Genomic DNA, 25455 nt, shown 5'->3' on the forward strand with positions numbered 1-25455 from the left:
AAAATAGGATAGTTAGATTCTTTAAAATCACGACGCTATACCTGCGCCACACTGTTTTTGATCATCGTCTCAAATAGCGGCACCAGGGTGTCGACACCGTCTTCCAACGGCAGCACCACCGGTATATTCAGCTTGCGATTATACTGCTCCGCATAAACCCGTGCTTCGGGTTCGCTCATCTTGGCGGTATTGATCGTCAGCGCCACGGTCGGGGCACCGTACAATTTAATCAGGGCAATCTCATCGGCGGGGTCGGCAATATAGGCGGGATAATACTCCATATCCTTGTATTGCTTCCGCGCCGGGTTATGTTGCAACACCACACCGTCGGCTGCGGCCGATACGATCCACTCCGCACCGGCGGGACCACTGGGGTTGCGCAGCGACGACTGCCCTTCAATAAAAATGATATCGGGCTTCGCCTCGTGGTAACAGGTCACCACAGCATGTTCCATTTCACCCGAGATAAAATCGTTCAGCGTCGAGTCGAATACAAAACCATACCGGGCACCCTGCATCCAACCGGTTTGCCCCGTATAGATCATCTCGGCTTTGTAGCCGGCCTTGCGCATAGCCTCCACCAGGAACCGGGTAGTGGTGCGCTTGCCCAGCGCACAGTCAGTGCCCAGCACGGCAATCTTCGGGCATTTCACCTCCACGATCTTTCCCGTCCAGAAATGCAGGTCCTTGAATTTCTTGGGCTTGCGTACGTCGATGATCTCCAACCCCTTGTCCTGTGCCAGCGCAGCCAGCTCAGGAATGTCGGCCACGTACTCGTGCAACCCGTTCACCAGGTTGTAGCCGTGCTCGAGTGCCTCGCGCAGCAAAGCCCGCAGCGTATCGGGTATGACGCCACCCTTCGTGGCGACGCCCACAACGCAGTATGTTGCCGCCACCGGCGACGTCTTCTGAAAGTCGTCCAGGGTGGCATACACCGGGATGTCGCGCTTGCGACCGTCGAGCACTTCGCCGGCATCAGCCCCCGGGTACTTCTGATCGATGACACCTACAATGTTAAACCGGTCCGTGCCACGGATCAATCCATGCGCAGTTTTCGCGCTACCGGTGTCCAGGAAGCCTCCGGTCAGTACAATCGCATTACTTTTAACCATAATATGTGCTATCTGAGGGGTGGGAAGTTCGTTTAATAAAGCGATTTTTCAAAAAAGGGTTGGCGACCAGGCTACTCATTTGTCTTTATCGTCATAATAAAATCTGAGCCCCGAAAACTCGGGCATCACATCCTTCTTCCGTTCCTCGCTTTCATACCGGTAAAGGATCTCACCCAACCGCTTCAGAAAGGGGAAACCTAACGTTTCGTAGTCATACTTGCCGTCGTTATAAATGCCGTCGGTATTCGTGTTGATCACCGCGCTCACCATAAATTCCACGCCGGTATCGAAGTTTACAATGTAGGCGTTGTCGATAAGATAGCCGTAGGCATCGCCCACCTTATTAAAGATCCGAAGGCCGCGCGGTATCGGGCCACGTCCGCCACCAAACATCAAAAACTTGCAGTAGGCATCGTAGTACGTCGTATCCGTTGCATAGGGTGGGGCGTATGTCTCCGTCGGCAACTGCGACATATACTCCAGCACGCGTGCGCGGTCCTCGTCTGAAATCGCAAACCTCCGCGCAAGCGGTACCGTCTCCGGGAAAAGAATAGCCCGCAACATGGCGTGCTGTTCCGTTAAAGGGAAAAAGTTCTTATAGGTAAAATCAAAGGGCTGCTGAATGAGTGAGTCGTTGCGTATAAATCCGGTTCCGCGAAACACTTTTTCCGGCACCTCGATCAACGGCGCGTTCACCAACATGGGCTGCCGGTATACCACCCGTCCCTGCTTTTCAAACCGCACCGCCTCCGTGTGTGCATTCTCATCACGGCTCAACGGTCGCTCCAGCCGATGTAAAATACGCACCTGCCGGTACCACAATTCATGCAGCCGTTCGTTCATCGCCTTTTGGCCCACGAACTCATACAACCGGTTGTACGCGTCGTTGTCACTGACAACCAGGATCTTCTTCATATAGTGTTCCACCGACGGCAGGCCACTGCGCGCCGTGCTGTCGCGAACAACGGACACCTGCCCGGCGTAAACGCTATCGTGAAACATGGGGGTATACACATCCAGGCTGTCGATGTTCAGCGCACGCAACTTTTCCAAGGCCAGCATAACGGCCGGCAGCTTGACGGTAGACGCCGGATAGAAATAATGCGTGGAATCTACGTTGTAATAAAATGTGCGGAAGGTAGGGTTGTTCGCCGTATCACGGTCGATCATGGTATAGATGATCTGCACCTCCAACGAATCGGCACGCGCGAGCACCGCTGCCAGGGCAGGATCACGGGCCAGGAGATTTTTCAGAAAGTCAGCATCTTCCCGCAAGGGCTGCTGGCGGCAAGCCCAAAAAACAACCAGCAAGACAAGAGCCATAGGCAGTTTTTTCATAACAACCGGGTACTGATCCCCTAAAATACCGTTTGCAGGCAACTTGGCTGGCCTGAAATTTGACTAAATTTGGTTACACCTCCTGTAACGGTACAAACGGCCCGTATACGCTTTATCCGGCCACCGGACTATGGGGGGTTGCCCAATTTCCCATGGACGCTAAAACCAACATTCGCCCTATGAAGCTCGTGATCGTATTTTGCCTTGCCTGCCTGTGTGGCCTGACCGCCACCGTTCCCGCCCAGGCCCAGTCCCTGATCGGCAAATGGCAACTGGTAAAACAAACCAGCTGCCTGGACGATGACGACGCCCTCGCCGTAGACGAGCTGGGCATGCAGGAAGTCGTCGACGACATGAAAAGCCGCGCCGGCTCCTCCGCCCAGGTACTGCAACTCAAAGACAACAATTCCGGCGAAGAAAACACCCGCATCATCAGCCGCAAAAAGACCTATAACTCGCGCTCATTCCTGTACAAATACGACGGCACCTCCCTGCACTTCCTCGACAAAAAATCCCGCACCATCATCGAAAGCTTCACCGTCGAAAAGCTCGAAGGCGACTCGCTGATTATTTCAAACGTTTCAAGGGCATGTGAAACCAAAGTTTTTGTAAGGATAAAACCGTAATCAGCGATTTATCAATTCGGCAATAAATTGCCGAATTTTGACTTTTCACCCCCTAAATACACAGAAGAATAATCAAACCGGCACTATAATGCCGATTCGGAACTATAATGTCGATAAGTTGGTGGACGCCTCTTTTTTTAAGAGAAGCTTTTCAAACGCTTCAAGAGCCTGCGACCAAAGTTTTTATAAGGATAAAGCCATAAACCGCATATTATTTTGGTTTTTCAATTCTAACAGGATCTAGTTATCTTTAAGCTATGGGAACAATGGAAATGAAGCGGGAGATCCATAAATGGATAGAAGACCAGAATGATCCTGATCTTATCAAAAAGATATATGATCAGTTGGGGAGGGAAGACGCTATTCGTGAAGATATGATAGCATCCGCTTTACGTGCAGAGGAAGATATTAAAGCAGGAAGAGTTTATACCTCAGAAGAATTCTGGGCACATATAAAAGATTATGTAAAAAAGCGTTAGTGGAAATAATTTACACGTTAGAGGCCAGAGTAAGATTTAACCAGTCGATAGATTTTCTAAGATTTCAAGGAGTTCTAGAGACCAAAATATTCGAAATCATTGACGCTGTAAAGGAGAGGATGGAATCGCTCCGGCAAATGGGACGTCGTGTCCAAACTGAACGTTTTATGGACCACCTCGGTCGCGAACACCGCAGAATTATTTGTGGCCATTACAAAATCGTCTATTATGTTCAAGACGACCGTATTTTTGTCACGGATATTTTTGATTCCCGACAAGATCCTTCAAAAATGAGAGGGTAACGACAGCGCAAATCCATTTTAGTTCCGATTTTCCCGCTCGTATCTCTCGAAATTACGCCTTACCTTTGCAAAATGGTTGAAACAGAGTCCCGGCGCGACATTCGAAAACTGAAGGCAGAGGAGCTGAAGGAATTCTTTGTGCAGCACGGTGAAAAGGCTTTCCGTGCCCAGCAAGTCTATGAATGGCTGTGGAACAAGTCTGCCAAAAGCTTCGACCAGATGACCAACCTGTCCGTCAGCCTGCGCGACATGCTTAAAACGCACTTCGTGATCAACCACATCAAGGTAGACCACATGCAGCGCAGCAGCGACGGCACCATTAAAAACGCCGTCACCCTGCACGACGGCATGGTGGTAGAGTCTGTGCTCATCCCCGCCGAAAAGCGCATCACCGCCTGCGTCTCCTCGCAGGTAGGCTGCAGCCTGGCCTGTAAATTCTGCGCCACGGCGCGCCTCAAGCGCCAGCGCAACCTCAGCCCCGACGAGATCTACGACCAGGTGGTGGCCATCAAAGAACAATCCGAATTGTTCTACAACCGCCCCCTGACCAACATCGTGTTTATGGGCATGGGCGAACCCCTGCTCAACTACGCCAACGTCATGTCCGCCATTGAAAAGATCACCTCGCAAAAGGGACTTAACATGGCATCCAAACGTATTACGGTCTCTACCGTAGGCCTGGCAAAAATGATTATCAAAATGGCCGACGATGGCGTGAAGTTCAACCTGGCCGTATCGTTACACGCCGCCCTGGACAAAACCCGCTCGTCCATCATGCCCATCAACGACACCAACTCGCTCGCCGAGCTGGGCGAGTCACTGAAATATTGGTATCACAAAACCAAACGGAAGGTGACCTACGAATACGTGGTGTGGAAAGGCATAAACGATAACGAAGAGCACGCCCGCGCACTGCTCAAGTTTGCACAGATCATTCCGTCGAAAGTAAACCTGATCGAATACAACCCCATCGACGACGGCGAATTCCAACAAGCGTCGGAAGAGTCCATTCGCATGTACATGGACCTGCTTGAGCGCCACGGCATAACCACGCGCGTACGCAAAAGCCGCGGCAAAGACATCGACGCTGCCTGTGGCCAGCTGGCCAATAAAAGCTAAAGGGTATAGATTATTTCTTGCTGGCGTTGAAGAGCTTCTCTTTCTCGTCCTTGGTCAGGCTTTCGTACCCGCCCGCGGAGATCTTGTCGAGAATAGCATCCAGCTCGGCTTGCGACAACGAAGATGAGGGCTGCGGCGCCGTACGTCCCCGCGCCTCCGACCGGTTCCGCTCGTTGCGATAGCTTACCTTCACCCGCGTGCGCGGCTTAAAGAGGCCCTTGATCCAATCGAGTGTCGCCGTGATCCAGAAGCCCCAGTTAGAACCGGCCTGCAACTGCTTCATATATATAAAACCCATCGCCGCGCCGCCTAAGTGCGCAATGTTACCCCCCGCATTGTCACCGGTAACGCTCAGGAATGAAAGCAGTACTGTAATCGCGGCGATATACTTGATCCGCACCGGACCGATCAGGAACAAAAAGAAAGTATAGTTTGGCAGCTGCGTAGCCGTGGCCACAATGATCGCATCGACCGCCGCCGACGCCCCTACCATGGTGACATTATTACGCTCGGCAAAGAACGGTACCGTGTTATAGACCAGCAGGTATAACGCGCCCCCGGCAATGGCACCCAATACATAAACAGCAATAAGCTTATCGCTGCCCAGGTACTCCGAAAAGAGGCGGCCAAAATAATACAGCGCCAGCATGTTGAAAAAGATGTGCCCGAGGCCGCCGTGCATGAAGGCATACGTCAGGATGGTCCAGGGGCGGTGAATAAATTCCTGGATCGGCGACGGAATAGTAAACTGCAGGTGTACCCAGCTCAAGGCGCTGGAGAGCCCGGAAATATCACCCACCACCGACAAAATACCCAGCACAACAAAGACGATCACGTTGATGATGATCAGCTGGATCGTCGCATTGTTATACCGGCTGAATGCATTCTTAAATTCTTCGAGCATAGGTCAATATCAAAAGTAGCTACCGCCCTGGCTCCGCCAGATGCGCAGCAGTATAAATGCAAAGATAATTCCACCCAGGTGGGCAAAGTGTGCTACGCCGGCACCGCTAAGTAAAAAGGTCATGCCACCCAACACCCATACCAGGTACTTGGCTTTGATCGGAATGGGCGGAAACAACAGCATCATCTCCATATTGGGAAACATCATACCAAAGGCCATCAGTACACCGTAGCCTGCACCCGAGGCACCCAGCATCTGCGACCCGGGGCCGTGCAGCACGAATGCTTCCATCAGCAAGTGAAATACCCCCGCACCAATACCCGTCACCAGGTAAAAGATAAGGAACTTTTTCTGGCCCCAGAAATTCTCCAGGATCGGTCCGGTGGTGGCCAGCACCAGCATATTAAAGAATATATGCATAAACCCGCCGTGGGCGAACATGTACGTAAACAGCTGGTAAGGCTTGAAATAGGGTGTCTGCACGCCGTACAAGGACAATAGCTCGGTAAGCCCGTGTACAAAGTTCTGCAGCACAAAAACGATCACGTTGATTATAACAAGATTACGTACAACCGGTGTCAATCTAAACATATGGTGTCTTTTAGTCCTTACCTGTTAAGTCTATCGAAAGTAACTTTCTATTTTATTGAGTTCCAAAATAAAAAACGTCGGCCGGCCATCCGGCGCATAATTGGGTGTGGTACAGGCAAACAAGTTTTCGGTCAGCGACCGCATTTCGGCCTGTTCCAGCGTCTGTCCTGACCGGATCGCCGCCCGCCTGGCCAGTGACCGCATCAGATTCTCTTGTAAAGGCAGTACCAGCTCGTCCTGATTGATCTTAAACTGCTCGATCAATCCCTCAAACAGCTCCCTTTCATTGCCGGGTTTTACACCAGCCGGGATGCCGTTTACCACCATTGTATTTTTCCCAAAAACCTCCACGCGGAAGCCAAACGCCATCAGCTCCTGGTGGATCTCCAGCACCAGGGCAAAATCGGACGGCGAAAACGTAATGGCCTGGGGAAACAAGCTCTGTTGGCTTTGGGCTGTCTTGTTCTTGACCTGCGACACGAATTTTTCGAACAACACCCGCTCGTGAGCAGCCTGTTGATCAATAATCATCATGCCCGATTTCACCTGTTTAACGATGTAACGCCCGTGAAGTTGGAATAAAGGCTTATCTTCTACCACCGACGTTGTGCTTGCCTGGTTCATGGCACTCTCAAACCGCAACGTATGCACCGGCGGCGTATCCTCTACCGGCCGCGACGGCGTTGGCGTACGCTCCAGGCCTTCAAAAAGCTTTTCCCAATTGTCGGTATTGTTGGGATGCTTGTGCAACGCCGTGCTGAATCGCTCGTCAAAGTAGGCCTCGCGCGTTTCGCCGGCAGCGTTGTTTAGTTTGGCAATCAGGTTCACGTCTGCATCAAAGTCGATGGCCGGCGTCAGGTTATGCGAGCCAATGGCCTGACGCACCGCCGCGCGTACCACCGCATATACGGCCCGCTCATCTATAAATTTGATCTCGGTTTTGGTGGGGTGCACGTTCACGTCGATGTGGCGTGGATCGATCTCGATAAACAGCACATAAAACGGAAAGCTGCCGTCCGGCAGCAGTCCTTCAAAGGCGCTCATCACCGCATGGTGCAAATAGTTGCTGCGAATAAAACGGCGGTTCACAAAGAGGAACTGCTCACCCCGCGTTTTGCGGGCAAAGTCGGGCTTGCCCACATACCCCGAAACTTTCAGTTGATCGGTTTCTTCCTGGCATGTAGCCAGCTGCGCCTGGTAGGTCTTGCCAAACAGGTTAACAATACGCTGTCCAATCTTGGCGGCCGCCAGGTCATACACCAGCTCATCGGCTTGCTGCAGCATAAATCCAATGTCGGGGTTTGCCAATGCCAGCCGTTGAAATTCGTCTATGATATGGCGCATTTCTACCGCATTGGACTTGAGGAAATTGCGGCGGGCGGGAATGTTAAAGAAAAGATTTTTAACGCAGATGCTCGTACCCTTCTCGCAGGCAACCGGTTCCTGTCGCTTGACCTCCGACCCCTCCACCACCAGTAAGGTGCCCAGCTCCTGGTCGCCCATGCGGGTCTTCATTTCCATTTGGGCCACGGCGGCAATGGACGCCAGTGCCTCGCCGCGAAACCCCATGGTATGAAGTGTAAAAAGATCTTCCGCGCGGCGAATCTTGGACGTGGCGTGGCGCTCGAGACTCATGCGCGCATCGGTCTCGGTCATGCCCATACCGTCGTCTATAACTTGTAGTAACGTCTTGCCTGCATCTTTGACAATCAGCCGGATGTTCCGCGCCCCTGCATCGATGGCGTTTTCCATCAGCTCTTTGATCGCCGATGCCGGCCGCTGCACGACCTCGCCGGCAGCGATCTGATTGGCGATGGCATCAGGCAGAAGCTGGATAATATCAGGCATGAAACAAGAAGCTAATGTATGACGATGCAAATGTGCACATTTTACCGCACGATTGGAGATGTTTTTGGCTCGGCTGGCCGAATTGCCAGCCATCCTGTTTTATCCGGTATGGTTTTAACCATTAACTTAGCCGTAAAGTTGGCGGTCTCCCTATTTTTTAAACGCAATAACCGGATGACAAAAAAGATCTTCTTCTGCCTGCTGGCAGTACTAATGGTATTTTCGTCCACGCAGGCTCAAACGAAACGTACGCGCGAAGCTTGGGTCGACAGCGTTTTTAACGCCCTCAACACCGGCAAACGCATTGGCCAGTTGTTCCTCCTGCCCGTATCAGCCACCATGAACGAATCGCAGCTGCGCGATGTAGAAACGAAAGTAAAAAACGACCAGGTCGGCGGCCTGCTCTTTGCCGGCACCACCACGCCCGTGCTGCAGGCCCGACTCATCCGTCGCATGCAGCACGAAGCCGACATTCCCCTGCTCATCGCGCAGGACGCCCCCGCCGGTCTCGGCTCGACACCCGACAGCCTCCTGGCGTTCCCTTCACCCATGATGCTCGGCGCCATTCGTCCCGACTCCCTCCTATACCAGCTGGGCCGCGAAGTAGGCCGGCAGTTAAAACTGTTGGGCGTTCAGTTGTACTTCGCATCGCTGGGCGACACCGCCCGCAACCCCACACCCCTGCGCATGAGCCCGCTCTCGCTCGGCGAGAACCCACAACGTGTCGGGGCAAAATCGGTGGCATTTCTCCAAGGCCTGCAAAGCCAGCAGGTGCTTTTATGCGCCACGCACTTTCCACTCCAGGGCATTACCGTGACCGATGTACAAAAAGGTCATCCCTTCATACAACCCTCGCTCGACTCGGGCCATGTATACCCCTATAAAAAACTTTTCAGCGCTGGGTTAACTGCTGTGATGCCCACCTCGGGCAGCTTCCCTTTGTTCTATGCCAACAGCAACCAGGCGCGCAAAAATGTATTTAACTCGGCCATGCTCGCATCCCTCTATACCGGCCCGTGGCTGAAGCAGCAGAGCGGCTACCGCGGCATGAGCTTTGGCGACATCCGCGTCGCCACCGCCCAGGCCAAAGACCAGCGCGCCGGCGAAGCCGAGCTTAACGCCTTCCTGGCGGGCAACGACATGCTGGTCTATCCGATCGATATCAGCGACGCCATCCGGCGCATACGCCGGGCCATACGCCGCGATGAGGCCCTGGAAGCCCAATTCAACGCAACCGTCAAAAAGATCCTCGCCGCCAAATACGATGCCGGCCTGAACAAGCCACAACCACCGCCCGTCGATAACGTACCGGCTATGCTGCATCCCGCGAAAACACGCATGCTGGCCGAGCGACTGGAGCAAGCGGCCATCACCGTGGTGCGCAACCAGGCCGGCACACTGCCCGTCAAAGTACTCGACAATAAATACTTCACCTACTTTGCCACCGACACGACCCAAGTCAACAGCGCGTTCTACGAATACCTGACCCGCTACGCGCAGACTGCGCAGTATACCATCGACGAAAACACCGGCACCGAAGTATTTGCCCGCGCCACCGAACGTCCCGGCACGATCATCATTGGCATCTTCCCGCAAACCTCCCCGGAGACGATCGGGCGCATCAGCGGCATGCTCCCGCGCATGCTCAACTCCAACGAAGTCATACTCTGCGACTTTGGCAACGAACATTTTTTACGAACAGCCTCGCGCTTTCCCACGGTTATTACCACCTACAAACATTCGCCCGAGCTGTTGCGCAGCGTAGCCGAAGTCATCTTCGGCAGCTTGCCGGCCGACGGGCAACTACCCCTGGCCGCCTCCGCGCTTCTACCGGCAGGCCTCGGTGCCGCCACACCGGCACTCGACCGGTTGGGCTACGCGGTGCCCGAAGCCGTCGGCATGGACAGCCGCGTCCTGGCCCGCATCGACGACATCGCCAACGAAGCCATCAGCACCCAGGCCACCCCCGGCTGCCAGGTGCTGGTGGCCCGCCACGGCAAAATAGTATACGACAAGACCTTCGGCTACCAGACCTATGATCGCAAGACACCCGTCGACGAGCAAACCATTTATGATCTGGCCTCACTCACCAAAGTGTCGGCCACGTTGCAGGCCGTCATGTTTATGCATGAAAAAGGATTGATCGAGCTGCACCGCAAGGTGTCACGCTACCTGCCCGAGCTGCGGCGGTCGAATAAAAGAGACATTACCGTCCTAGAGCTGCTCACGCACCAGGCAGGATTGCAACCCTTCATTCCGCTGTGGCCACAAACGGTAAAAGACACTACCTATCTGCCGCAGTATTACAGCCGTACACGCAGTGCAGCCTTTCCGTTGCAGGTGTCGCCGCACCTGTATACCAACAAGGTCATGCGCGACTCCATCTGGTCGTGGATCATCCAGTCCAAGCTGACGGAGAAGCCGCCACGCACACCCTATCCGTACAAATACAGCGACCTGAGCTTTATGATCTTGCAGCACCTGGCAGAAAAAGTACTCAACCAACCGCTGGACGATTTCCTGGCCCAAAACTTTTACGAGCCGCTCGGCGCCTACACCACGGGCTTCAACCCGCTGGACCGCTTCCCCATGCAACACATTGCCCCGACCGAATACGACAAGATCTACCGGCGCGAGCCCGTAGCCGGTACGGTACACGACGAGCGCGCCGCCATGATGGGCGGTGTAAGCGGCCACGCCGGCCTGTTCAGTACCGCCAACGACCTGGCCAAGCTCGGGCAAATGCTTTTACAGGAAGGAAACTACGGCGGCTACCGCTACTATAAACCCGAGACCGTACGGCTCTTTTCCGACCGCATGTATAAAGGACGTCGTGGACTGGGCTGGGACAAACCCGTGCAGAGCGACTGGAACAGCCCCACGTCCCTGCTGGCATCGCCTCGCACCTATGGACACACCGGTTTTACGGGTACATGCCTTTGGGTAGACCCAGAATTCGACGTAGTCTATATATTTCTATCCAACCGGGTCTATCCCGACCGCAGCGGCCGCTTGAACTCGGCTAATATCCGCCCGCGTATTCAGGACGTCATTTATCAGGCAATCTTTCAATATTGCGCGAATTCGCAATAAATTAACATTTGCACGGAAACTTACGTGCGCTTAAAAGGGTTACGCTTCCATAAATCCTACCACCACGTGCAACAGATAAAGATCGGCATCGTATGCTACCCTACCTTTGGCGGTAGCGGCGTCGTGGCCACTGAACTCGGCAAAGCCCTGGCCCAAGAGGGTCACAAAGTACATTTCATCACCTACTCGCAACCTCCGCGGTTAGACCTCTTCAACGAAAACCTGTTCTACCACGAGGTGGACTTCCGCAGCTACCCCCTGTTTGAATTCCCGCCCTACGAGCTGGCACTGGCCAGTAAAATGGTCAGCGTCGTGAAGAACGAACGCCTTGATCTGCTGCATGTGCACTATGCCATACCGCACGCCTCGGCCGCATACATGGCCAAGCAGATCTTGCAATCACAAGGCATCATCATACCCGTCGTCACAACGTTGCACGGTACCGACATCACCCTGGTGGGAAAAGACCCTTCCTACGAGCCCGTCGTAACCTTCAGCATCAACCAGTCGGACGGCGTAACGGCGGTGTCAGCAGACCTGAAAAAAGAGACCTACGAATACTTCCCCATCGTGAATGACATCGAAGTCATTCCCAACTTCATCGACCTGGAGAAATTTAAGAAGCAAAAGAAAGATCACTTCAAAAAAGCTATCTGTCCCCACGGCGAGATGCTGGTGGTACACACTTCGAACTTCCGCAAGGTGAAGCGCATACCCGATGTGATCCACGTCTTCGCCAACATCCGCAAAGAGATACCGGCCAAGCTGCTGATGATCGGCGACGGTCCTGAGCGCAGCCATGCCGAGAAGATGTGCCGCGAGCTCGGCATCTATGACGACGTTCGTTTCCTCGGAAAGCTCGATGCCGTAGAAGAAGTACTGTCGGTAGCCGATCTTTTTCTCATGCCTTCCGAAAAAGAAAGCTTTGGTTTGGCCGCGCTCGAAGCGATGGCCTGCGAGGTACCGGTCATCTCCAGCAACACCGGCGGGTTGCCCGAACTGAACATTGACGGTCAGACTGGCTTTATGAGTCCCGTGGGAGATGTGGAAGATATGACCCAAAAAGCGTTATTGATCCTCGACAAAAACAACCTTCCGCGCTTTAAAGAAAACGCGCTTAAGCGGGCACAGGAATTTGACATAACACGCATATTACCCTTATACGAAAATTATTATCAGCGAATTCTGGAAAAAACTGCAGCTAAAACCATTGTTTAGACGTTATTTTAGCCAGAGCCAGAACCTAATATGTGATTTTCACAAAAGTCTAGTATGTGTATGGAGGCAACAGTATCACCCAAAAACAAAGGAACCAAACAACTTTTTGACAACCCAATCCTGGAGAAACTGTCCAGAACTCATATTTCGGTTCCTTTGATCGTGTTTTTTGTGTACTCAGGAGGATTGCTCTATTGGAGCATCACGCACACAACCCTTGACCCCTGGCAAACCATAGGCCTGTTTGCCACAGGGCTAATTACGTTTACATGGGTGGAATATAATGTGCACCGTCACGTGTTCCACATGCCCACGTACAGTAAGGTCCGGGAAAAACTGCAATACACGCTGCATGGTATCCACCATGAGTTTCCGAAAGACAAAGACCGGCTGGCCATGCCGCCGCTGCTGAGCATCACCATCTCTACGGTGCTGCTCCTGCTGCTGCGCGTCATCATGGGCGACCTGGTATTCGCGTTCCTGCCGGGCTTCCTGGTGGGCTACGCCGCATACCTGGCCGTACACTACATGGTACACGCTTACCAGCCCCCAAAAAATGTCTTCAAAAAGCTTTGGGTAAACCACAGCGTACACCATTACAAAGACGGCGAAGTGATCTTCGGCGTATCGTCACCGCTGTGGGACTACATTTATGGTACCATGCGCGACAAGAAAGCGGCCTAGCGCATTTGTAACAGCTTTTCAGAAAAGCCATCGGGCCGTGTGCCGGATGGCTTTCCTGTTTTTTTAAGCCTTAGATACGTGCACCTTTGACAGGCGCAGTCTTTTCAACGGGCTTCCTGGCATACGTCGGACACGTGTGCGCAAAACCGCACGAAGAAAGAATCACTGCCACAAGGACCAAGAGTAAAAGAGAAGATTTCATAGCGACCCGGTTAAACTGTAAAACAAAGATATTAACGACCGTTTATCGCCATTTTCTGTTTCCCAAAGAATTCTTACATATGCCTCTAAAGTTTTAAGAAATTAAACTTTGACGCTGAACCAGAATAGCGTAATTATTGGTTACAGTTTGAAAGAACAGCATGCTCGGACACCGCTTCACTAAATATACGCCACCGGAAGAAAATGGGAAAAGTGATTTTGACAAATTACTTAACATCTTCATGCAACTGGTGCTCATGACTTCTGGAAACGTAGCAGAGGCACTTCAATGGCTTACGGAGGTAGACCGCCAACATGGCCTGACGAATGGCACGTATGGTATTGGTGATTTTATTGAAGATCTCAAAAAGAATGGGTACGTCACCGACGAAGGCCCACGGGGTGAGTTCAAACTAAAGCCCAAAAGCGAACAAAGCTTGCGGCAATCCGCGCTCGAAGAAATCTTCGGCAAGCTCAAACGCACCAAATCAGGTGAACACAACACCTCTCACAGCGGACGCGGCGATGAGCAAACGACCGAACGGCGTGACTACGAGTTCGGCGACACACTGGAGCAAATCGCGGTAACGGACTCGCTGCGTAACGCGCAGATCAACCACGGCCTCGAGAGCTTCTTCATGACGGAAGAAGACCTGGAAGTGATGGAGAGCGAATATAAAACGCAAACCTCCACCGTGTTGATGATCGACATCTCGCACTCGATGATCCTCTATGGCGAAGACCGTATCACACCCGCGAAAAAAGTAGCCATGGCCTTAGCCGAGCTCATCACTAAGAAATATCCCAAAGACACCCTGGACATACTCGTCTTCGGCGACGACGCCTGGCAGATCGCCATCAAAGACCTGCCCTACCTGCACGTAGGCCCGTACCATACCAACACCGTCGCGGGCCTCGAATTGGCGATGGACATTCTGCGGCGGCGCAAGAACGCCAACAAGCAAATCTTTATGATCACCGACGGCAAGCCTACCTGCATTAAGCAAGGCATAAAATATTACAAGAACGCCTTTGGCCTCGACCAGAAAATACTCGGGGCTACGCTCAACCTGGCTTCGCAGCTGCGCAAGCTGAAGGTACCGGTCACGACCTTTATGATCGCCACCGACCCTTACCTGAAAGCTTTTGTGCGCGAGTTTACCAAAGCCAACAACGGCAATGCGTACTACAGCAGCCTGGAAGGATTGGGCAACCTCGTCTTCGAAGATTTTAAACGGAACCGTACAAAAAACCTGTAACGGAAACCACGGGTTGTTCCGTCGTTCCTTCCATCTATATACTCAATCATACATCTGATTTTCACACACCGTATGCAGCATACATCCATCAAAAACGTAGGAGATTTAAAAAAGTCAGGCTACACGCCGCGTTCCATTCGCGAAGAGCTTCGCCAGAACCTTATTCAAAAGCTTCAAAAAAAGGAATCGGTGTTTGCCGGCATCTGGGGGTATGAAGAAACTGTTATTCCCGACCTCGAGCGCGCCATCCTGGCCGGCCACGACATAAATTTATTAGGTCTGCGGGGTCAGGCCAAAACGCGTCTGGCCCGCCTCATGGTCAACCTGCTCGATGAATATATACCCGTCATTGAAGGCTCTGAGCTGAACGACGACCCGCTCGCGCCCATCTCCCGCTTTGGCAAAGACATCGTGGCCGAGCGCGGCGACAATACGCCCGTAGTCTGGCTGCACCGCGACGAGCGCTATACCGAAAAGCTGGCCACCCCCGACGTTTCCATCGCCGACCTCATCGGCGACGTAGACCCCATTAAGGCTGCCAGCCTCAAGCTACCCTACTCCGACGAGCGTGTTATTCACTTCGGCCTCATACCCCGCTCGCATCGCTGCATCTTCGTCATCAACGAATTGCCCGACTTACAGGCGCGTATCCAAGTGGCCCTGTTCAACATCTTACAAGAAGGCGACATCCAGATCCGCGGCTTTAAAATCCGCATGCCGCTGGAGATCCAGTTTGTCTTTACCGCCAACCCGGAAGACTATACCAACCGGGGCAGCATCGTCACGCCACTGAAAGACCGTATCGACAGCCAGATCATTACGCACTATCCGCGCACGCTCGACATCGGTCGCCGCATCACCCAACAGGAAGCGCGTCTCAAAGACGAGCAACGCACACGCGTATCAGCCCACGACATCACCAAGGACCTCATTGAACAGATCGCCTTCGAAGCACGCAAGAGCGAGTATGTAGACGCCAAAAGTGGTGTATCGGCACGTCTCACGATCTCGGCATACGAAAACCTGGTTGCCGCCGCGGAACGCCGCGCCATTATCAACCAGGAAAAAACAACCAACGTCCGCATTGCAGATTTCATTGGCGTGGTACCGGCCATTACCGGCAAGGTCGAGCTGGTATACGAAGGTGAGCAAGAGGGCCCGGGCATTGTCGCCCAGAACCTGATTGGCAAAGCCCTGCGCACGCAGTTCGCCAACTACTTTCCTGACCCCGACAAATTCCGTAAACAGAAAGAGAAGAGCCCCTATAAAAAAATTGCCGACTGGTTTAACGATGGCAATGCGGTAGATGTGCTGCACAACATGCCCCAGGCCGACTTCGAGAAAGTACTGAAGGCCGTACCCGGTCTTGCCGAGCTGGTGCAAGAGCTGCACCCCAACCAGGATGTCGCTTCGCGCCTGCTGCTGATGGAGTTTGCGTTACACGGACTGGCCGAGCACAGCCTCATCAGCAAACACAACCTCACGGCCGGCCTGCAGTTTAAGGACTTGCTCAGCGGCATGCTCTCCATGCCTTCCGGTAAACGGGACGACGAAGACGAAGACAACGACGACGAGCTCTCGAGCGGACGATTCCGGTAAACGCCGGTATAATGCCGGGCTCCATGAAGTTACACGACTCGTATACCTTCCAGGTGCAGCAATATCAACAGCTTAAGAACCTGGTGGCCCAGGGCGAAGGCCTGACGCTGGAGTTCAAACGCAAAGCTGCGTTTCCCGACAAGATCGTTCGGGAGATGATCGCTTTTGCCAATACCAAAGGTGGTATACTGCTCGTAGGAATCGGCGACGACCTAAGCATACCGGGGCTTAAATATCCCGAAGACGAATCGTATGTCATACGCCAGGCCTTGCAGAAATGCACGCCGCCGCTGTCGTATACCGAAACGTTTATACCCATTGGCAATGCGCGCACCGTATTGCAATACGTGGTGTCCGAAAGCACGGTGAAGCCCCATGGATTACTGGTGGGGGCAGAACGCAAAGAGTCGTTTGTTCGCGTCGAAGACAAAAGTATCAAGGCGAGCCGTGAAGTGCGCGAGATTGTGCGTCGTCTAAGTCAGAAGCGGGATATACACTTCAACTATGGTGACTACGAACAGTTGCTGATGCAATACCTTGACAAACATCCATCCATTACGTTGCAGACTTTCGTAACGATCAGTGGACTGAAAAAATCGATGGCTGCGCGCAAACTGATATTGCTAACCTTAGGAGGAGTGCTGAAGGTAACGCCGCACGAGCGGGGCGATCTGTATTCACTGGTACTACGGCCAGGCAGCCGTTCAACGGGGACGTAAAGGTATAAAAAAACTTCATTTTATTCCCACTATCGAAATCTTAACCATTTCTTTACATTTCGTCCATCGCGTTCCAATCAAACGCAGATCGTGAAGCATGGCTAAAGCAAAGAAGGAGAAAAAAGTTTTCGTTCTCGACACCTCGGTTATCATCTATGAACACAACTCCATCCTGAATTTTGACGAGCATGACGTGGGTATCCCGATCACCGTGCTGGAGGAGCTGGACAACTTCAAAAAAGGAAACGACACCAAGAATTTCGAAGCCCGGGAGTTTATCCGGCTCATCGACAAGCTCGCCAAAGACCGCAGCTTGCAAGACTGGAACCCCATCAACGGCAAGGGTAAGGGCAACTTCAAGGTGCTGATGGACACCCACAGCGCCATTGACGCCAACAAAATCTTCAACGAAGTAAAAGCCGACCACCGCATTCTCAACGCGGCGCTGCAGCTACAGAAAGATGAGAAGACCAAGCGGGTCATTCTCGTCTCCAAAGACGTGAACCTGCGGCTCAAGGCCAAGTCGCTCGGCCTGCAGGCAGAAGACTACACCACGGGCAAGGTGCAGAACATCTCTTCGCTCTATAGCGGCCGCACCGTGATCGACAACATCGATTCCAACCTCATCAACCTGCTCTACGAAAAAGGCTACTGCCCACCGGAAGAGCTGCTCGGCAAGCTCGCCCCCGTCAAGAACCACTACTATATACTGAAGAGCGGCAAAAAGTCGGCGCTGGCCTACTTCAACCCTTTCAACAATATGATCGAGCACGTCGAGAAACGTGCCGTGTACGGCGTCAAGCCGCGCAACGCCGAGCAAACCTTTGCCATACACGCGGCGCTCAAGCCCGAGATCAGACTGGTGTCCATCCAGGGCGTGGCCGGTACGGGCAAAACGTTGCTGGCGCTGGCCGCCGCCCTCGAGCAGAAACGCGAATACAAACAGATATACCTGGCGCGGCCCATCGTGCCCCTCAGCAACAAAGACATCGGCTACCTGCCCGGCGACATCAAGTCAAAGGTGAACCCCTACATGGAGCCGCTGTGGGACAACCTCAAGTTCATTCAAAACCAGTACAACGAGACCGACAAGGAATACGCCAAGATCACCGAGATGATCAACCAGGAAAAGCTGGTCATTACACCACTGGCCTATATCCGCGGACGCAGTCTATCCAACATTTGTTTCATCGTAGACGAAGCACAGAACCTCACGCCGCACGAAGTGAAGACCATCATCACCCGCGCCGGCGAGAACACCAAGATCATCTTCACCGGCGACATCTACCAGATCGATACCCCCTACCTCGACTCACAGTCCAACGGGTTATCAACGCTCATCGACCGTCTGCAAGACCACGAACTGTATGCCCACGTGACCCTCGAGAAAGGCGAACGCTCCGAGCTGGCCAACCTGGCGAATGAGCTACTGTAAATCAGTGTAAGCGTGAAGTGGCACTCTCACACTTCACGCTCACACTGATTCATGTTGCTACAGTTATTCCTTTTTTCGGACGTTACATTACATCAAATTCCCACAACAGGATTGAGGATTAAGGAAAGCTATTGAAATCGAAGAGAAAACACTGTTTTTCCCTTTGGCTCAGAATTGGTTGCTTACTGGGCAACCCGACAAAGCCAAAACGAAAAATCGTTATGATACTGAGTTTTCTTTTTAAGAAAATGCCATTGCGCAAGCAAGTAAGCTATCTCCAGAAAAACGGAATTATGCTAGGCTCCCGCCTCAAGAATGGCCGCACAATCTATATCTACATGCTCCGAAATCTCTTTGTAGAAGTATACTTCAAAGACGACAATACAGAAAAAACCCCGGAGAAGCTTAACATCCTCCAGGGTCTCCACAATCTGAACGAATACTTAGAGAAGGAATTTAAGACAACGACAACCTTCTGATCGTATTCTGTATTATTTCTTCAGAACTTTCAGCATGGTCTCGCCGATCTCAGCGGGCGATTCCACTACATGAAGGCCACACTCACGCATGATCTTCATTTTGGCCTCGGCGGTATCATCTGCACCACCGATGATCGCACCGGCGTGGCCCATTCTACGGCCTGCAGGGGCCGTCTGACCCGCGATGAAACCTACGACAGGTTTCTTGTTACCATTTTCTTTAATCCAGCGGGCAGCCAATGGCTCGTAGTTACCACCGATCTCACCGATCATCACGATCGCGTCAGTCTCAGGGTCGTTCATTAACATCTCCACAGCGTCTTTCGTCGGTGTGCCGATGATCGGGTCGCCACCAATGCCAATCGCCGTAGAAATGCCCATGCCGGCTTTCACAATCTGGTCAGCCGCTTCATACGTCAGCGTACCGGACTTCGACACAATGCCTATACGGCCTTTCTTAAATACGAAGCCCGGCATGATGCCTACCTTCGCTTCACCCGGCGTGATTACGCCCGGGCAGTTGGGGCCGATCAGGACTACGTCTTTTTTATCTTTTACATATTTTTTTGCGGCCATCATGTCCTTCACCGGAATACCTTCGGTGATGGTGATGATCACTTTAATGCCGGCGTCAGTAGCTTCCAGAATGGCGTCAGCGGCAAAAGCCGGGGGTACGAAAATGATCGATACGTCAGCGCCGGTTTTGTCAACCGCATCTTTTACGGTGTTGAATACTGGTCTTCCAAGGTGCTCCGTCCCTCCTTTTCCAGGCGTTACACCGCCTACCACATTTGTTCCGTATTCAATCATTTGACCAGCGTGGAAAGTACCTTCCGAACCGGTAAAACCCTGAACGATTACCCTTGAATTTTTATTGACCAGTACACTCATGGATGTTTAATTTTTAGGAAGCACAAAAATAGGATAATAAAACTTCCAACCAAACGTCCTACATTACGCCAGGAAACGTGTTTTTAGCACGAAAATCCGACTTTTTCGCGTGCCTCCGCCACATCGCCGCCGTGCGCTGCCACGACGCCTGCACCATGATCCGTCCATCCCCGCGGGGTGCCCTTCCAATAGAAATTCAATGCTTTTGCTGTGCCTTTCAGGCTCGTTTTAGTCCCAGACCAGGGGATCAAAAGTCTGTTAAAAACCAGGATATCCAATAGATAACCAATATATAAGCAAGAGTTTATCAATAGATAACCAATACTTATATAGGTATTGGTTATCTATTGGATATCCCTACTTCATATCTATGTTATTTTTTGGTATGACAGGCTATTGATATGCATTTGACAGTCCCAATTGTCGCCGTAAACGCAAAAAGGCCGCCCCGGAGCTCCGGGACGGCCTTTTTATTGAATCACGTTGTGAGCGGACTATTTAATTTTCTTTTGCCCCTTGGGCTCCTCTTTCAACTTCTTCATGTTGTTGCCTTCCAGGAACTGGTTGTAACGCTCTTTAAAGTCGGGTACAGTCGGTTCCAGCTTGATGGCATCCTGGTAAGCGGTACCAGCGTCGATTATCAGGCCATTCGTCTCGTAGAAGGCCGCCAACATCAGCTTGGCAGCGGCCGTCTGCTCCTGACTGAAATCCGCCAGCTCGGTCTTGATCCGTTCCTTATCGGCTTTCGACAGGCGCTTCAGCGTATAGGGCAAGGATTTTTTATTGGGATCCGTCTTTGAGCTCACGAATACGATGATGTTGTCTTCATTCGCAAACCTGGCATCGCTCAGGTTGATGGTCACACTGGAATCCGACGTTTCGATGTTGGCCAGCACGTCATCAAACATGCTGTTAAACTTCACAACGTAAGGTGATGGCAACTTGTTATCCCAGGCAATTGTGATCACGTCATTATAGACCACGGGATTCTTCGTCGGCAGCGGCAGGTATACCTGGAACTCCTCGCCGCGTGTTACAGCCCCCGTAGCCGCCAGGTTGTTTTGGCGCTGTTTGTTTGCGCTAAGCACAAAATCAGTGTATTTGTTTAACACACTGGTATTACCGCTGACACGGGCGGCCAGGTCTGCAACTTTGTATTTGCCCGGTTGTTTGAGCTCGAGTGTTTTGCCGCTCACGTGCGCCAAACCGATGTAGGCGTTTTCCGAAACCTTTACTTCGTCCTTCGACCCCAGGCTGGAGCCGACCTTAATTGCCTGCCAGTTCTCGCCGGCTTTTACTTCATTCTTTCCTTTATTGACCAGTACCCGAAACGCATAATCCTGGGCACTTCCTTCCAATGATACGACCGCCAACAGGCCGATTAAAACCAACTTCAAAATTTTCATAGGGTGTTTGTTTTGGGGGTTCTTTTTTTACAAAAGTAGAACAATAGGGTTATTGCTCCTAAACGCAAAAGCCACCGCTTGGGTGGCCTTCAACGGAAAATTTTTTATTTTCTTAACGTTTAATACCTGCACGGATCAGATAATCTTCATACATGTCTTTATATTCTTGCACTTCCGGCGCCAGCTTGATAGCCGCTTCGTAAGCAGCGATCGCATCAATGGGCAATTTCTTTTCTTCATACAGTTGCGCCAGGATGATCTTGTTGATAGCCGTCTCTTCGGTGATGTCCTTCGCAACCTCGTCGATAGATGTTTTCAGCGCCACACGCTCTGCCGGCGTCAGCTTTTTGATCATCTTCTCAGCTGATTTTTTTGTAGGATCTGTTTTGGAGTATACCTCCAGCACCACCGCGTTCTGGCCGGCGAATTTCGCGTCGTCCAGGTCAATTTGTATGGCGGACTCGTTGGTTTCAAGCTTTGCCAGTTGTTCACCAAACATGTCGTTGATGACCACGATATAGGGGCCTTCTACTTTGTTTGCCTCCCAGGTAATCACGGTCTTGGCACTGTTGTATACGGAGGGGTTTTCCGGCAATTTGATGGTGATCGCGGTCGCTTCGCCCCGATGTACCGCTCCCGTGGCGCTGAGACGGTTCTTCTTGGCTTCGGCCGAATTGTTGCTCATGATAAAATCGGTGTATTTGCCCAGTACCGTAGAGCTTCCGCCTACTTTGGCGGCCAGGTCGGCTACTTTGTAGCTGCCGGGTTGCTTCAGCTCGACTGGTTTGCCGTTGGCATGCACCAGCCCGATATAGGAGTTATCTGAAAGCTTCAGCTCGTCATCGCTTTTCAGCGTGGCACCGGTGCGGATAGGCTGCCAGGCTTCGGTGCCTGATTTAACCTCGTTTGCGCCCTTATTGGCCAATACTTTAAAAGCATAGCTCTGGGCGCCTGCCAGGGTGGCAGACAGTAAAAAAATCGAAAAAAAGCTCAACTTGACGGTTTTCATGGGTTCTTCGTGTCCTAATGTAATGTTTATACCTCTTCCTTCTTAATGGTAAACCATCTGCGGGTTTTTATCGCAGAAAGACCCGCGCGCACCACACTGTGGTATAATTCAAAGCATGTTCCCACGACCGCGAGTGCCGCCAACGTATACGTCAGATTAAGCTTGAAATTGAACCAATAGAGGGCATAGATCATTAAAAAGGTGCACACCAAAAACTGCGCCAGCTGTGCGAGAATGCTCAACGCATCAAACCAAACCGGAATTTTCCTGTTTATATAGGTGAACAGCACGACGTTTAGAAAACACACCAGAATCGCAATGGCATATTCCTGCCAGGCCTCCAATTCGTCTATGTAGGCTTCGTCCAGAATCATGGAGATAACATTGGCGTGTACGACCACGCCGTACATATCAGGGCGGGTTTTGCCGGCAAACTGTTTATTGAGCGGAGTAATAAATTTATCGTCCCACGAGGTGTCGAGCATGTCATTGCCCATAAAACCGAAGAGTACGATGCGGTCGGTAATGATCGAGGGTAAAAACGATGTGGTATCAAACGGCTGGTACCAATCGAGATAGGTGTAGCGGCTCGAGAACTCGGGCGCGGAAGCTTTATAGGGATCGGGCACGTTACCCCGGTAGTTAATTACTTCTGAATGGTTCTCGCGCTCCAGGAAACGTTGAGTCTTTGCCGAGTCGTATAACATGGCGATGCGTGTGGCAAACGCCAGCTCCACGTTGCCGTCCTCCATGTTCATGGAGGGATTCAGGCGGCGGCAGGTCTTCAGGTCTTCCTGATGCTCGGCGTCGGTCTCCAGGTTGGCGTAGCCTTCAAAGGCATTGCGGCGTATGAAGGCATCGGTATGTTGCAGCGAGTCATAGCGGTCTACATCGCCGTATTGCGTCGTGATTTTCTGTGACTGTAACAGTTTTGTCACCAGCACAACGTTGCCAGCTTCGGCAATAGCATCGGCCAGTAAAAGGTTGTTAAGTGTGTCGTATGCCAGGGGGCAACATACGGAGTCTATCTTGCCATCGAAGCAGGCACCGCAACCAAAGAATGCATCGATGCCGATCACCTTGGGCTTGAAACGGCTGATGGCCCGTATTTGCTGGGCAATCTCGCCACGTGTCAGGTTGCCAATGTTGACGATAGTGACATTCTCGTCGGGCGGCGGCACCTCTACACGCAGGTTGGAGAAAGTGATGTCGGTAAGCTCCATGTCGCCGAGCGCTTTTCCGAGCGGATCGAACACGTTGAAGATGTTGAATTGCGACACTTCCCGAACGGCAAACAATACCAGGAAAACGAAAATTGTCGCAATGAGCGAGTCTGACCAGAATTTACGCATGGCGGTAGGCGATGTATCAGGTAAATTTAGAAATTTACCGGTGCTTTTCGAAAGCACACTGCATGACACCCCGTAAAGCGCGCCCTACACCTGATCAATTTGCTGCCGGTATCCGAGAGGGTAACCGCGTTTTGCTGGGACAAGCCATTACTTTGGTGGAGAGCACCCTGCCTGCTGATCAGGAGCTTGCGCACGCCTTGCTGGAGCGGCTGCTGCCCTATACCGGCAACGCCATCCGTATGGGCATTACCGGAGTGCCCGGTGTCGGCAAGAGCACATTTATAGAGACACTGGGCAAGCACATTACGAACCAGGGTAAAACGCTGGCTGTCCTTACCATCGATCCCAGCAGCCGGCTGACCGGCGGCAGCATTCTCGGTGACAAAACCCGCATGGAGGAACTGTCACGCAACCCGCATGCCTTTATACGACCTACTGCGGCCGGCGATGCCCTCGGCGGTGTTGCTCACCGCACGCGCGAAGCGATGTTGCTCTGCGAGGCTGCCGGCTATGATGTGATCATCGTCGAGACCGTGGGCGTGGGGCAGTCGGAAATTTCTGTGCGTAACATGGTTGACTTCTTTCTGTTGCTGATGCTGGCCGGTGCTGGTGATGAGCTGCAGGGCATCAAAAAAGGTATCATGGAAATGGCCGATGCGCTGGTGATTACCAAAGCGGACGGCGAGAACAAAAAAGCTGCACAGGAGGCCCGGGGCGCCTATACGCAAGCGTTGCATTTGGTAGCATCACCCCTGGCCAACGAGTGGACGGTGCCGGTGTTGACGGCTTCGGCTTTAACCGGCGATGGCTTTGACGAAACGTGGGCCACTGTAGAACGTTACTGCGATCACACCCGGGCGTCAGGGTTCTTTCAGGCCACCCGCAGCCGGCAAAATATCAACTGGTTTAACGATTACTTTCAGCTACTGCTGCAAGCAGATCTGCAAGCTTCTGTACAGGCTCTCCGCAGCTCCCTGGAACAAGCAGTGGCACGGCAGGAATTATCGTCACATGAAGCGGCGCTTCGTTTATTGCAGGCATACCGAGATCACCATCGTACACTATAACGGCACGAGGTCGCGAAACCAAAAGTCGAGCGATGAAGGCTCAGGCTCGCCTGTGGGGGATACTTTCTGAAAATTATAGGAGCGCTTGACGACCTCTCCCGCGCGAAACGATAGCGGCGTTTTGAACAACGGACCGTCGTATACCAACGTATGGAATTCACCATTCTCACCACAACAGTCTACACCGGCAGGCAACGAGGCGGCGAAGGCATCATCAAGCGTTACCCCCAATCGGCCGGGCATGAACCACGATGCGTTGGCGGAACACAAGACAGTTTTATACCCCGAGGCCAGAAAGTCGTGCAATATTTTTTCAGAGGGTATCGCCCACAACGGATAGATGCCTTTCAAACCTACGGCTTGCAGCATCGCCTCACGATATGCGCGCAAGTCTTCCAGAAAGATGTCGCCAAAGATAACGGCCTCTATATGCGCTGCCGCGCATTCCCGGTAGAAGTCTTGCATGAGGGTTTCGTAGGCGCCGTGATCAGGCGCTTCGGGAAGGTATAATTTGTGAAGCGGAATGCCGAGGCAGGCAGCCTGCTCATCAATCAATTCTTCGCGAACACCGTGCAGGCCTACGCGACGCGTCGTGTCGCCGATAACGGTATGCAGGTTTACTACGTTGTACTCGCCGGTGGCCAGAATCTTGTGTAAAGCAAAGGTCGCGTCCTTGCCGCCACTCCAGCTTATCGTTACATTTTTTCTTGTCTGCTCCATAAAC

Annotated in this window: 24 protein-coding genes; 13 read left to right on the forward strand and 11 right to left on the reverse strand. The window is 52.4% G+C overall.

Annotated elements, in window-relative coordinates; genetic code table 11:
- Positions 1-35 precede the first annotated feature (35 nt).
- Both K7P01_RS28180 and K7P01_RS28185 read right to left on the reverse strand, forming a co-directional pair.
- Positions 36-1112, reverse strand: a complete 1077-nt coding sequence (locus tag K7P01_RS28180; RefSeq protein ID WP_267297940.1) for a DUF1611 domain-containing protein — start codon at positions 1110-1112, stop codon at positions 36-38.
- A gap of 75 nt (positions 1113-1187) precedes the next feature.
- Positions 1188-2450, reverse strand: coding sequence for a class A beta-lactamase-related serine hydrolase (locus K7P01_RS28185; RefSeq protein ID WP_267297941.1), 1263 nt, complete (start codon positions 2448-2450; stop codon positions 1188-1190).
- A gap of 152 nt (positions 2451-2602) precedes the next feature.
- On the opposite strand from K7P01_RS28185, the gene K7P01_RS28190 reads away from it, so the two are divergent.
- From K7P01_RS28190 to rlmN, 4 genes are all read left to right on the forward strand, one after another.
- On the forward strand, positions 2603-3076 hold the full coding sequence (locus tag K7P01_RS28190; protein WP_267297942.1) for a DUF2147 domain-containing protein: 474 nt from the start codon (positions 2603-2605) through the stop codon (positions 3074-3076).
- Between the two features lie 257 nt (positions 3077-3333).
- A complete protein-coding gene (locus K7P01_RS28195; protein WP_267297943.1) occupies positions 3334-3555 on the forward strand; it encodes a hypothetical protein in 222 nt (73 codons plus the stop codon).
- Positions 3555-3857: a type II toxin-antitoxin system RelE/ParE family toxin gene (locus tag K7P01_RS32220; protein WP_397311149.1), complete on the forward strand. Its 303-nt coding sequence runs from the start codon at positions 3555-3557 to the stop codon at positions 3855-3857. The genes K7P01_RS28195 and K7P01_RS32220 overlap by 1 nt, the downstream gene beginning before the upstream one ends.
- 72 nt (positions 3858-3929) lie before the next feature.
- Complete coding sequence (gene rlmN / locus K7P01_RS28200; RefSeq protein WP_267297944.1) at positions 3930-4976, forward strand: 23S rRNA (adenine(2503)-C(2))-methyltransferase RlmN; 1047 nt, start codon at positions 3930-3932, stop codon at positions 4974-4976.
- 10 nt (positions 4977-4986) lie between these two features.
- Here rlmN and K7P01_RS28205 read toward each other — a convergent pair whose 3' ends face one another.
- From K7P01_RS28205 to mutL, 3 genes are read right to left on the reverse strand one after another with little or no spacing between them, the layout of a single operon-like run.
- Positions 4987-5880: a rhomboid family protein gene (locus K7P01_RS28205; protein WP_267297945.1), complete on the reverse strand. Its 894-nt coding sequence runs from the start codon at positions 5878-5880 to the stop codon at positions 4987-4989.
- Positions 5881-5889: 9 nt separating this feature from the next.
- Positions 5890-6471 (reverse strand): rhomboid family intramembrane serine protease, encoded by a 582-nt coding sequence (locus K7P01_RS28210; RefSeq protein WP_267297946.1) that lies wholly within the window; start codon positions 6469-6471, stop codon positions 5890-5892.
- Positions 6472-6501: 30 nt separating this feature from the next.
- The gene (mutL, locus tag K7P01_RS28215; RefSeq protein ID WP_267297947.1) at positions 6502-8319 is read right to left on the reverse strand and encodes a DNA mismatch repair endonuclease MutL; all 1818 of its coding nucleotides are present in this window, start codon (positions 8317-8319) and stop codon (positions 6502-6504) included.
- Positions 8320-8493: 174 nt separating this feature from the next.
- On the opposite strand from mutL, the gene K7P01_RS28220 reads away from it, so the two are divergent.
- The 8 genes from K7P01_RS28220 (at position 8494) to K7P01_RS28255 (ending at position 19006) form a co-directional block, all read left to right on the forward strand.
- A complete protein-coding gene (locus tag K7P01_RS28220; RefSeq protein ID WP_267297948.1) occupies positions 8494-11412 on the forward strand; it encodes a serine hydrolase in 2919 nt (972 codons plus the stop codon).
- Positions 11413-11487: 75 nt separating this feature from the next.
- Positions 11488-12630, forward strand: coding sequence for an N-acetyl-alpha-D-glucosaminyl L-malate synthase BshA (gene bshA / locus K7P01_RS28225; protein WP_267298128.1), 1143 nt, complete (start codon positions 11488-11490; stop codon positions 12628-12630).
- Positions 12631-12690: 60 nt separating this feature from the next.
- Positions 12691-13314, forward strand: a complete 624-nt coding sequence (locus K7P01_RS28230) for a sterol desaturase family protein (RefSeq protein ID WP_267297949.1) — start codon at positions 12691-12693, stop codon at positions 13312-13314.
- 362 nt (positions 13315-13676) lie between these two features.
- Positions 13677-14774 (forward strand): vWA domain-containing protein, encoded by a 1098-nt coding sequence (locus K7P01_RS28235; RefSeq protein WP_267297950.1) that lies wholly within the window; start codon positions 13677-13679, stop codon positions 14772-14774.
- Between the two features lie 72 nt (positions 14775-14846).
- On the forward strand, positions 14847-16373 hold the full coding sequence (locus tag K7P01_RS28240; RefSeq protein ID WP_267297951.1) for a P-loop NTPase family protein: 1527 nt from the start codon (positions 14847-14849) through the stop codon (positions 16371-16373).
- Positions 16374-16396: 23 nt separating this feature from the next.
- A complete protein-coding gene (locus K7P01_RS28245; protein ID WP_267297952.1) occupies positions 16397-17092 on the forward strand; it encodes an AlbA family DNA-binding domain-containing protein in 696 nt (231 codons plus the stop codon).
- A gap of 97 nt (positions 17093-17189) precedes the next feature.
- Entirely contained in the window at positions 17190-18527 is a 1338-nt protein-coding gene (locus K7P01_RS28250) for a PhoH family protein (RefSeq protein WP_267297953.1), read from the forward strand.
- A 221-nt stretch (positions 18528-18748) separates the two neighbouring features.
- Positions 18749-19006, forward strand: a complete 258-nt coding sequence (locus tag K7P01_RS28255; protein WP_267297954.1) for a hypothetical protein — start codon at positions 18749-18751, stop codon at positions 19004-19006.
- 12 nt (positions 19007-19018) lie between these two features.
- On the opposite strand, the gene sucD is transcribed toward K7P01_RS28255, so the two are convergent.
- The 5 genes from sucD to K7P01_RS28280 form a co-directional block, all read right to left on the reverse strand.
- The gene (gene sucD, locus K7P01_RS28260; RefSeq protein WP_267297955.1) at positions 19019-19897 is read right to left on the reverse strand and encodes a succinate--CoA ligase subunit alpha; all 879 of its coding nucleotides are present in this window, start codon (positions 19895-19897) and stop codon (positions 19019-19021) included.
- An 83-nt stretch (positions 19898-19980) separates the two neighbouring features.
- Positions 19981-20148 carry a hypothetical protein gene (locus K7P01_RS28265; RefSeq protein ID WP_267297956.1) on the reverse strand — a complete coding sequence of 56 codons (168 nt, stop codon included), beginning with the start codon at positions 20146-20148 and terminating at the stop codon, positions 19981-19983.
- 243 nt (positions 20149-20391) lie between these two features.
- Entirely contained in the window at positions 20392-21303 is a 912-nt protein-coding gene (locus K7P01_RS28270) for a hypothetical protein (protein WP_267297957.1), read from the reverse strand.
- Positions 21304-21415: 112 nt separating this feature from the next.
- Positions 21416-22312 (reverse strand): hypothetical protein, encoded by an 897-nt coding sequence (locus tag K7P01_RS28275; RefSeq protein ID WP_267297958.1) that lies wholly within the window; start codon positions 22310-22312, stop codon positions 21416-21418.
- A gap of 26 nt (positions 22313-22338) precedes the next feature.
- The gene (locus tag K7P01_RS28280) at positions 22339-23664 is read right to left on the reverse strand and encodes a CHASE2 domain-containing protein (protein ID WP_267297959.1); all 1326 of its coding nucleotides are present in this window, start codon (positions 23662-23664) and stop codon (positions 22339-22341) included.
- Between the two features lie 62 nt (positions 23665-23726).
- Between K7P01_RS28280 and meaB the strand changes: the two genes are divergently transcribed.
- Complete coding sequence (meaB, locus tag K7P01_RS28285; RefSeq protein WP_267297960.1) at positions 23727-24731, forward strand: methylmalonyl Co-A mutase-associated GTPase MeaB; 1005 nt, start codon at positions 23727-23729, stop codon at positions 24729-24731.
- On the opposite strand, the gene K7P01_RS28290 is transcribed toward meaB, so the two are convergent.
- Entirely contained in the window at positions 24726-25451 is a 726-nt protein-coding gene (locus K7P01_RS28290) for an adenine nucleotide alpha hydrolase (protein ID WP_267297961.1), read from the reverse strand. The two genes, meaB and K7P01_RS28290, sit on opposite strands and share 6 nt — an antisense overlap.
- Positions 25452-25455 lie beyond the last annotated feature (4 nt).

It is taken from the genome of Parachryseolinea silvisoli (genome assembly GCF_021190955.1).
Taxonomy (GTDB): Bacteria; Bacteroidota; Bacteroidia; order Cytophagales; family Cyclobacteriaceae; genus Ohtaekwangia; species Ohtaekwangia silvisoli.

What these genes read in the sequence shown, in the direction of transcription:
- K7P01_RS28180 (WP_267297940.1), bottom strand. Translation starts at nt 1,112, where the DNA reads ATGGTTAAAAGTAATGCGATTGTACTGACCGGAGGCTTCCTGGACACC.
- K7P01_RS28185 (WP_267297941.1), bottom strand. Translation starts at nt 2,450, where the DNA reads ATGAAAAAACTGCCTATGGCTCTTGTCTTGCTGGTTGTTTTTTGGGCT.
- K7P01_RS28190 (WP_267297942.1), top strand. Translation starts at nt 2,603, where the DNA reads ATGGACGCTAAAACCAACATTCGCCCTATGAAGCTCGTGATCGTATTT.
- K7P01_RS28195 (WP_267297943.1), top strand. Translation starts at nt 3,334, where the DNA reads ATGGGAACAATGGAAATGAAGCGGGAGATCCATAAATGGATAGAAGAC.
- rlmN (WP_267297944.1), top strand. Translation starts at nt 3,930, where the DNA reads ATGGTTGAAACAGAGTCCCGGCGCGACATTCGAAAACTGAAGGCAGAG.
- K7P01_RS28205 (WP_267297945.1), bottom strand. Translation starts at nt 5,880, where the DNA reads ATGCTCGAAGAATTTAAGAATGCATTCAGCCGGTATAACAATGCGACG.
- K7P01_RS28210 (WP_267297946.1), bottom strand. Translation starts at nt 6,471, where the DNA reads ATGTTTAGATTGACACCGGTTGTACGTAATCTTGTTATAATCAACGTG.
- mutL (WP_267297947.1), bottom strand. Translation starts at nt 8,319, where the DNA reads ATGCCTGATATTATCCAGCTTCTGCCTGATGCCATCGCCAATCAGATC.
- K7P01_RS28220 (WP_267297948.1), top strand. Translation starts at nt 8,494, where the DNA reads ATGACAAAAAAGATCTTCTTCTGCCTGCTGGCAGTACTAATGGTATTT.
- K7P01_RS28230 (WP_267297949.1), top strand. Translation starts at nt 12,691, where the DNA reads ATGGAGGCAACAGTATCACCCAAAAACAAAGGAACCAAACAACTTTTT.
- K7P01_RS28235 (WP_267297950.1), top strand. Translation starts at nt 13,677, where the DNA reads ATGCTCGGACACCGCTTCACTAAATATACGCCACCGGAAGAAAATGGG.
- K7P01_RS28240 (WP_267297951.1), top strand. Translation starts at nt 14,847, where the DNA reads ATGCAGCATACATCCATCAAAAACGTAGGAGATTTAAAAAAGTCAGGC.
- K7P01_RS28245 (WP_267297952.1), top strand. Translation starts at nt 16,397, where the DNA reads ATGAAGTTACACGACTCGTATACCTTCCAGGTGCAGCAATATCAACAG.
- K7P01_RS28250 (WP_267297953.1), top strand. Translation starts at nt 17,190, where the DNA reads ATGGCTAAAGCAAAGAAGGAGAAAAAAGTTTTCGTTCTCGACACCTCG.
- K7P01_RS28255 (WP_267297954.1), top strand. Translation starts at nt 18,749, where the DNA reads ATGATACTGAGTTTTCTTTTTAAGAAAATGCCATTGCGCAAGCAAGTA.
- sucD (WP_267297955.1), bottom strand. Translation starts at nt 19,897, where the DNA reads ATGAGTGTACTGGTCAATAAAAATTCAAGGGTAATCGTTCAGGGTTTT.
- K7P01_RS28270 (WP_267297957.1), bottom strand. Translation starts at nt 21,303, where the DNA reads ATGAAAATTTTGAAGTTGGTTTTAATCGGCCTGTTGGCGGTCGTATCA.
- K7P01_RS28275 (WP_267297958.1), bottom strand. Translation starts at nt 22,312, where the DNA reads ATGAAAACCGTCAAGTTGAGCTTTTTTTCGATTTTTTTACTGTCTGCC.
- K7P01_RS28280 (WP_267297959.1), bottom strand. Translation starts at nt 23,664, where the DNA reads ATGCGTAAATTCTGGTCAGACTCGCTCATTGCGACAATTTTCGTTTTC.
- meaB (WP_267297960.1), top strand. Translation starts at nt 23,727, where the DNA reads ATGACACCCCGTAAAGCGCGCCCTACACCTGATCAATTTGCTGCCGGT.
- K7P01_RS28290 (WP_267297961.1), bottom strand. Translation starts at nt 25,451, where the DNA reads ATGGAGCAGACAAGAAAAAATGTAACGATAAGCTGGAGTGGCGGCAAG.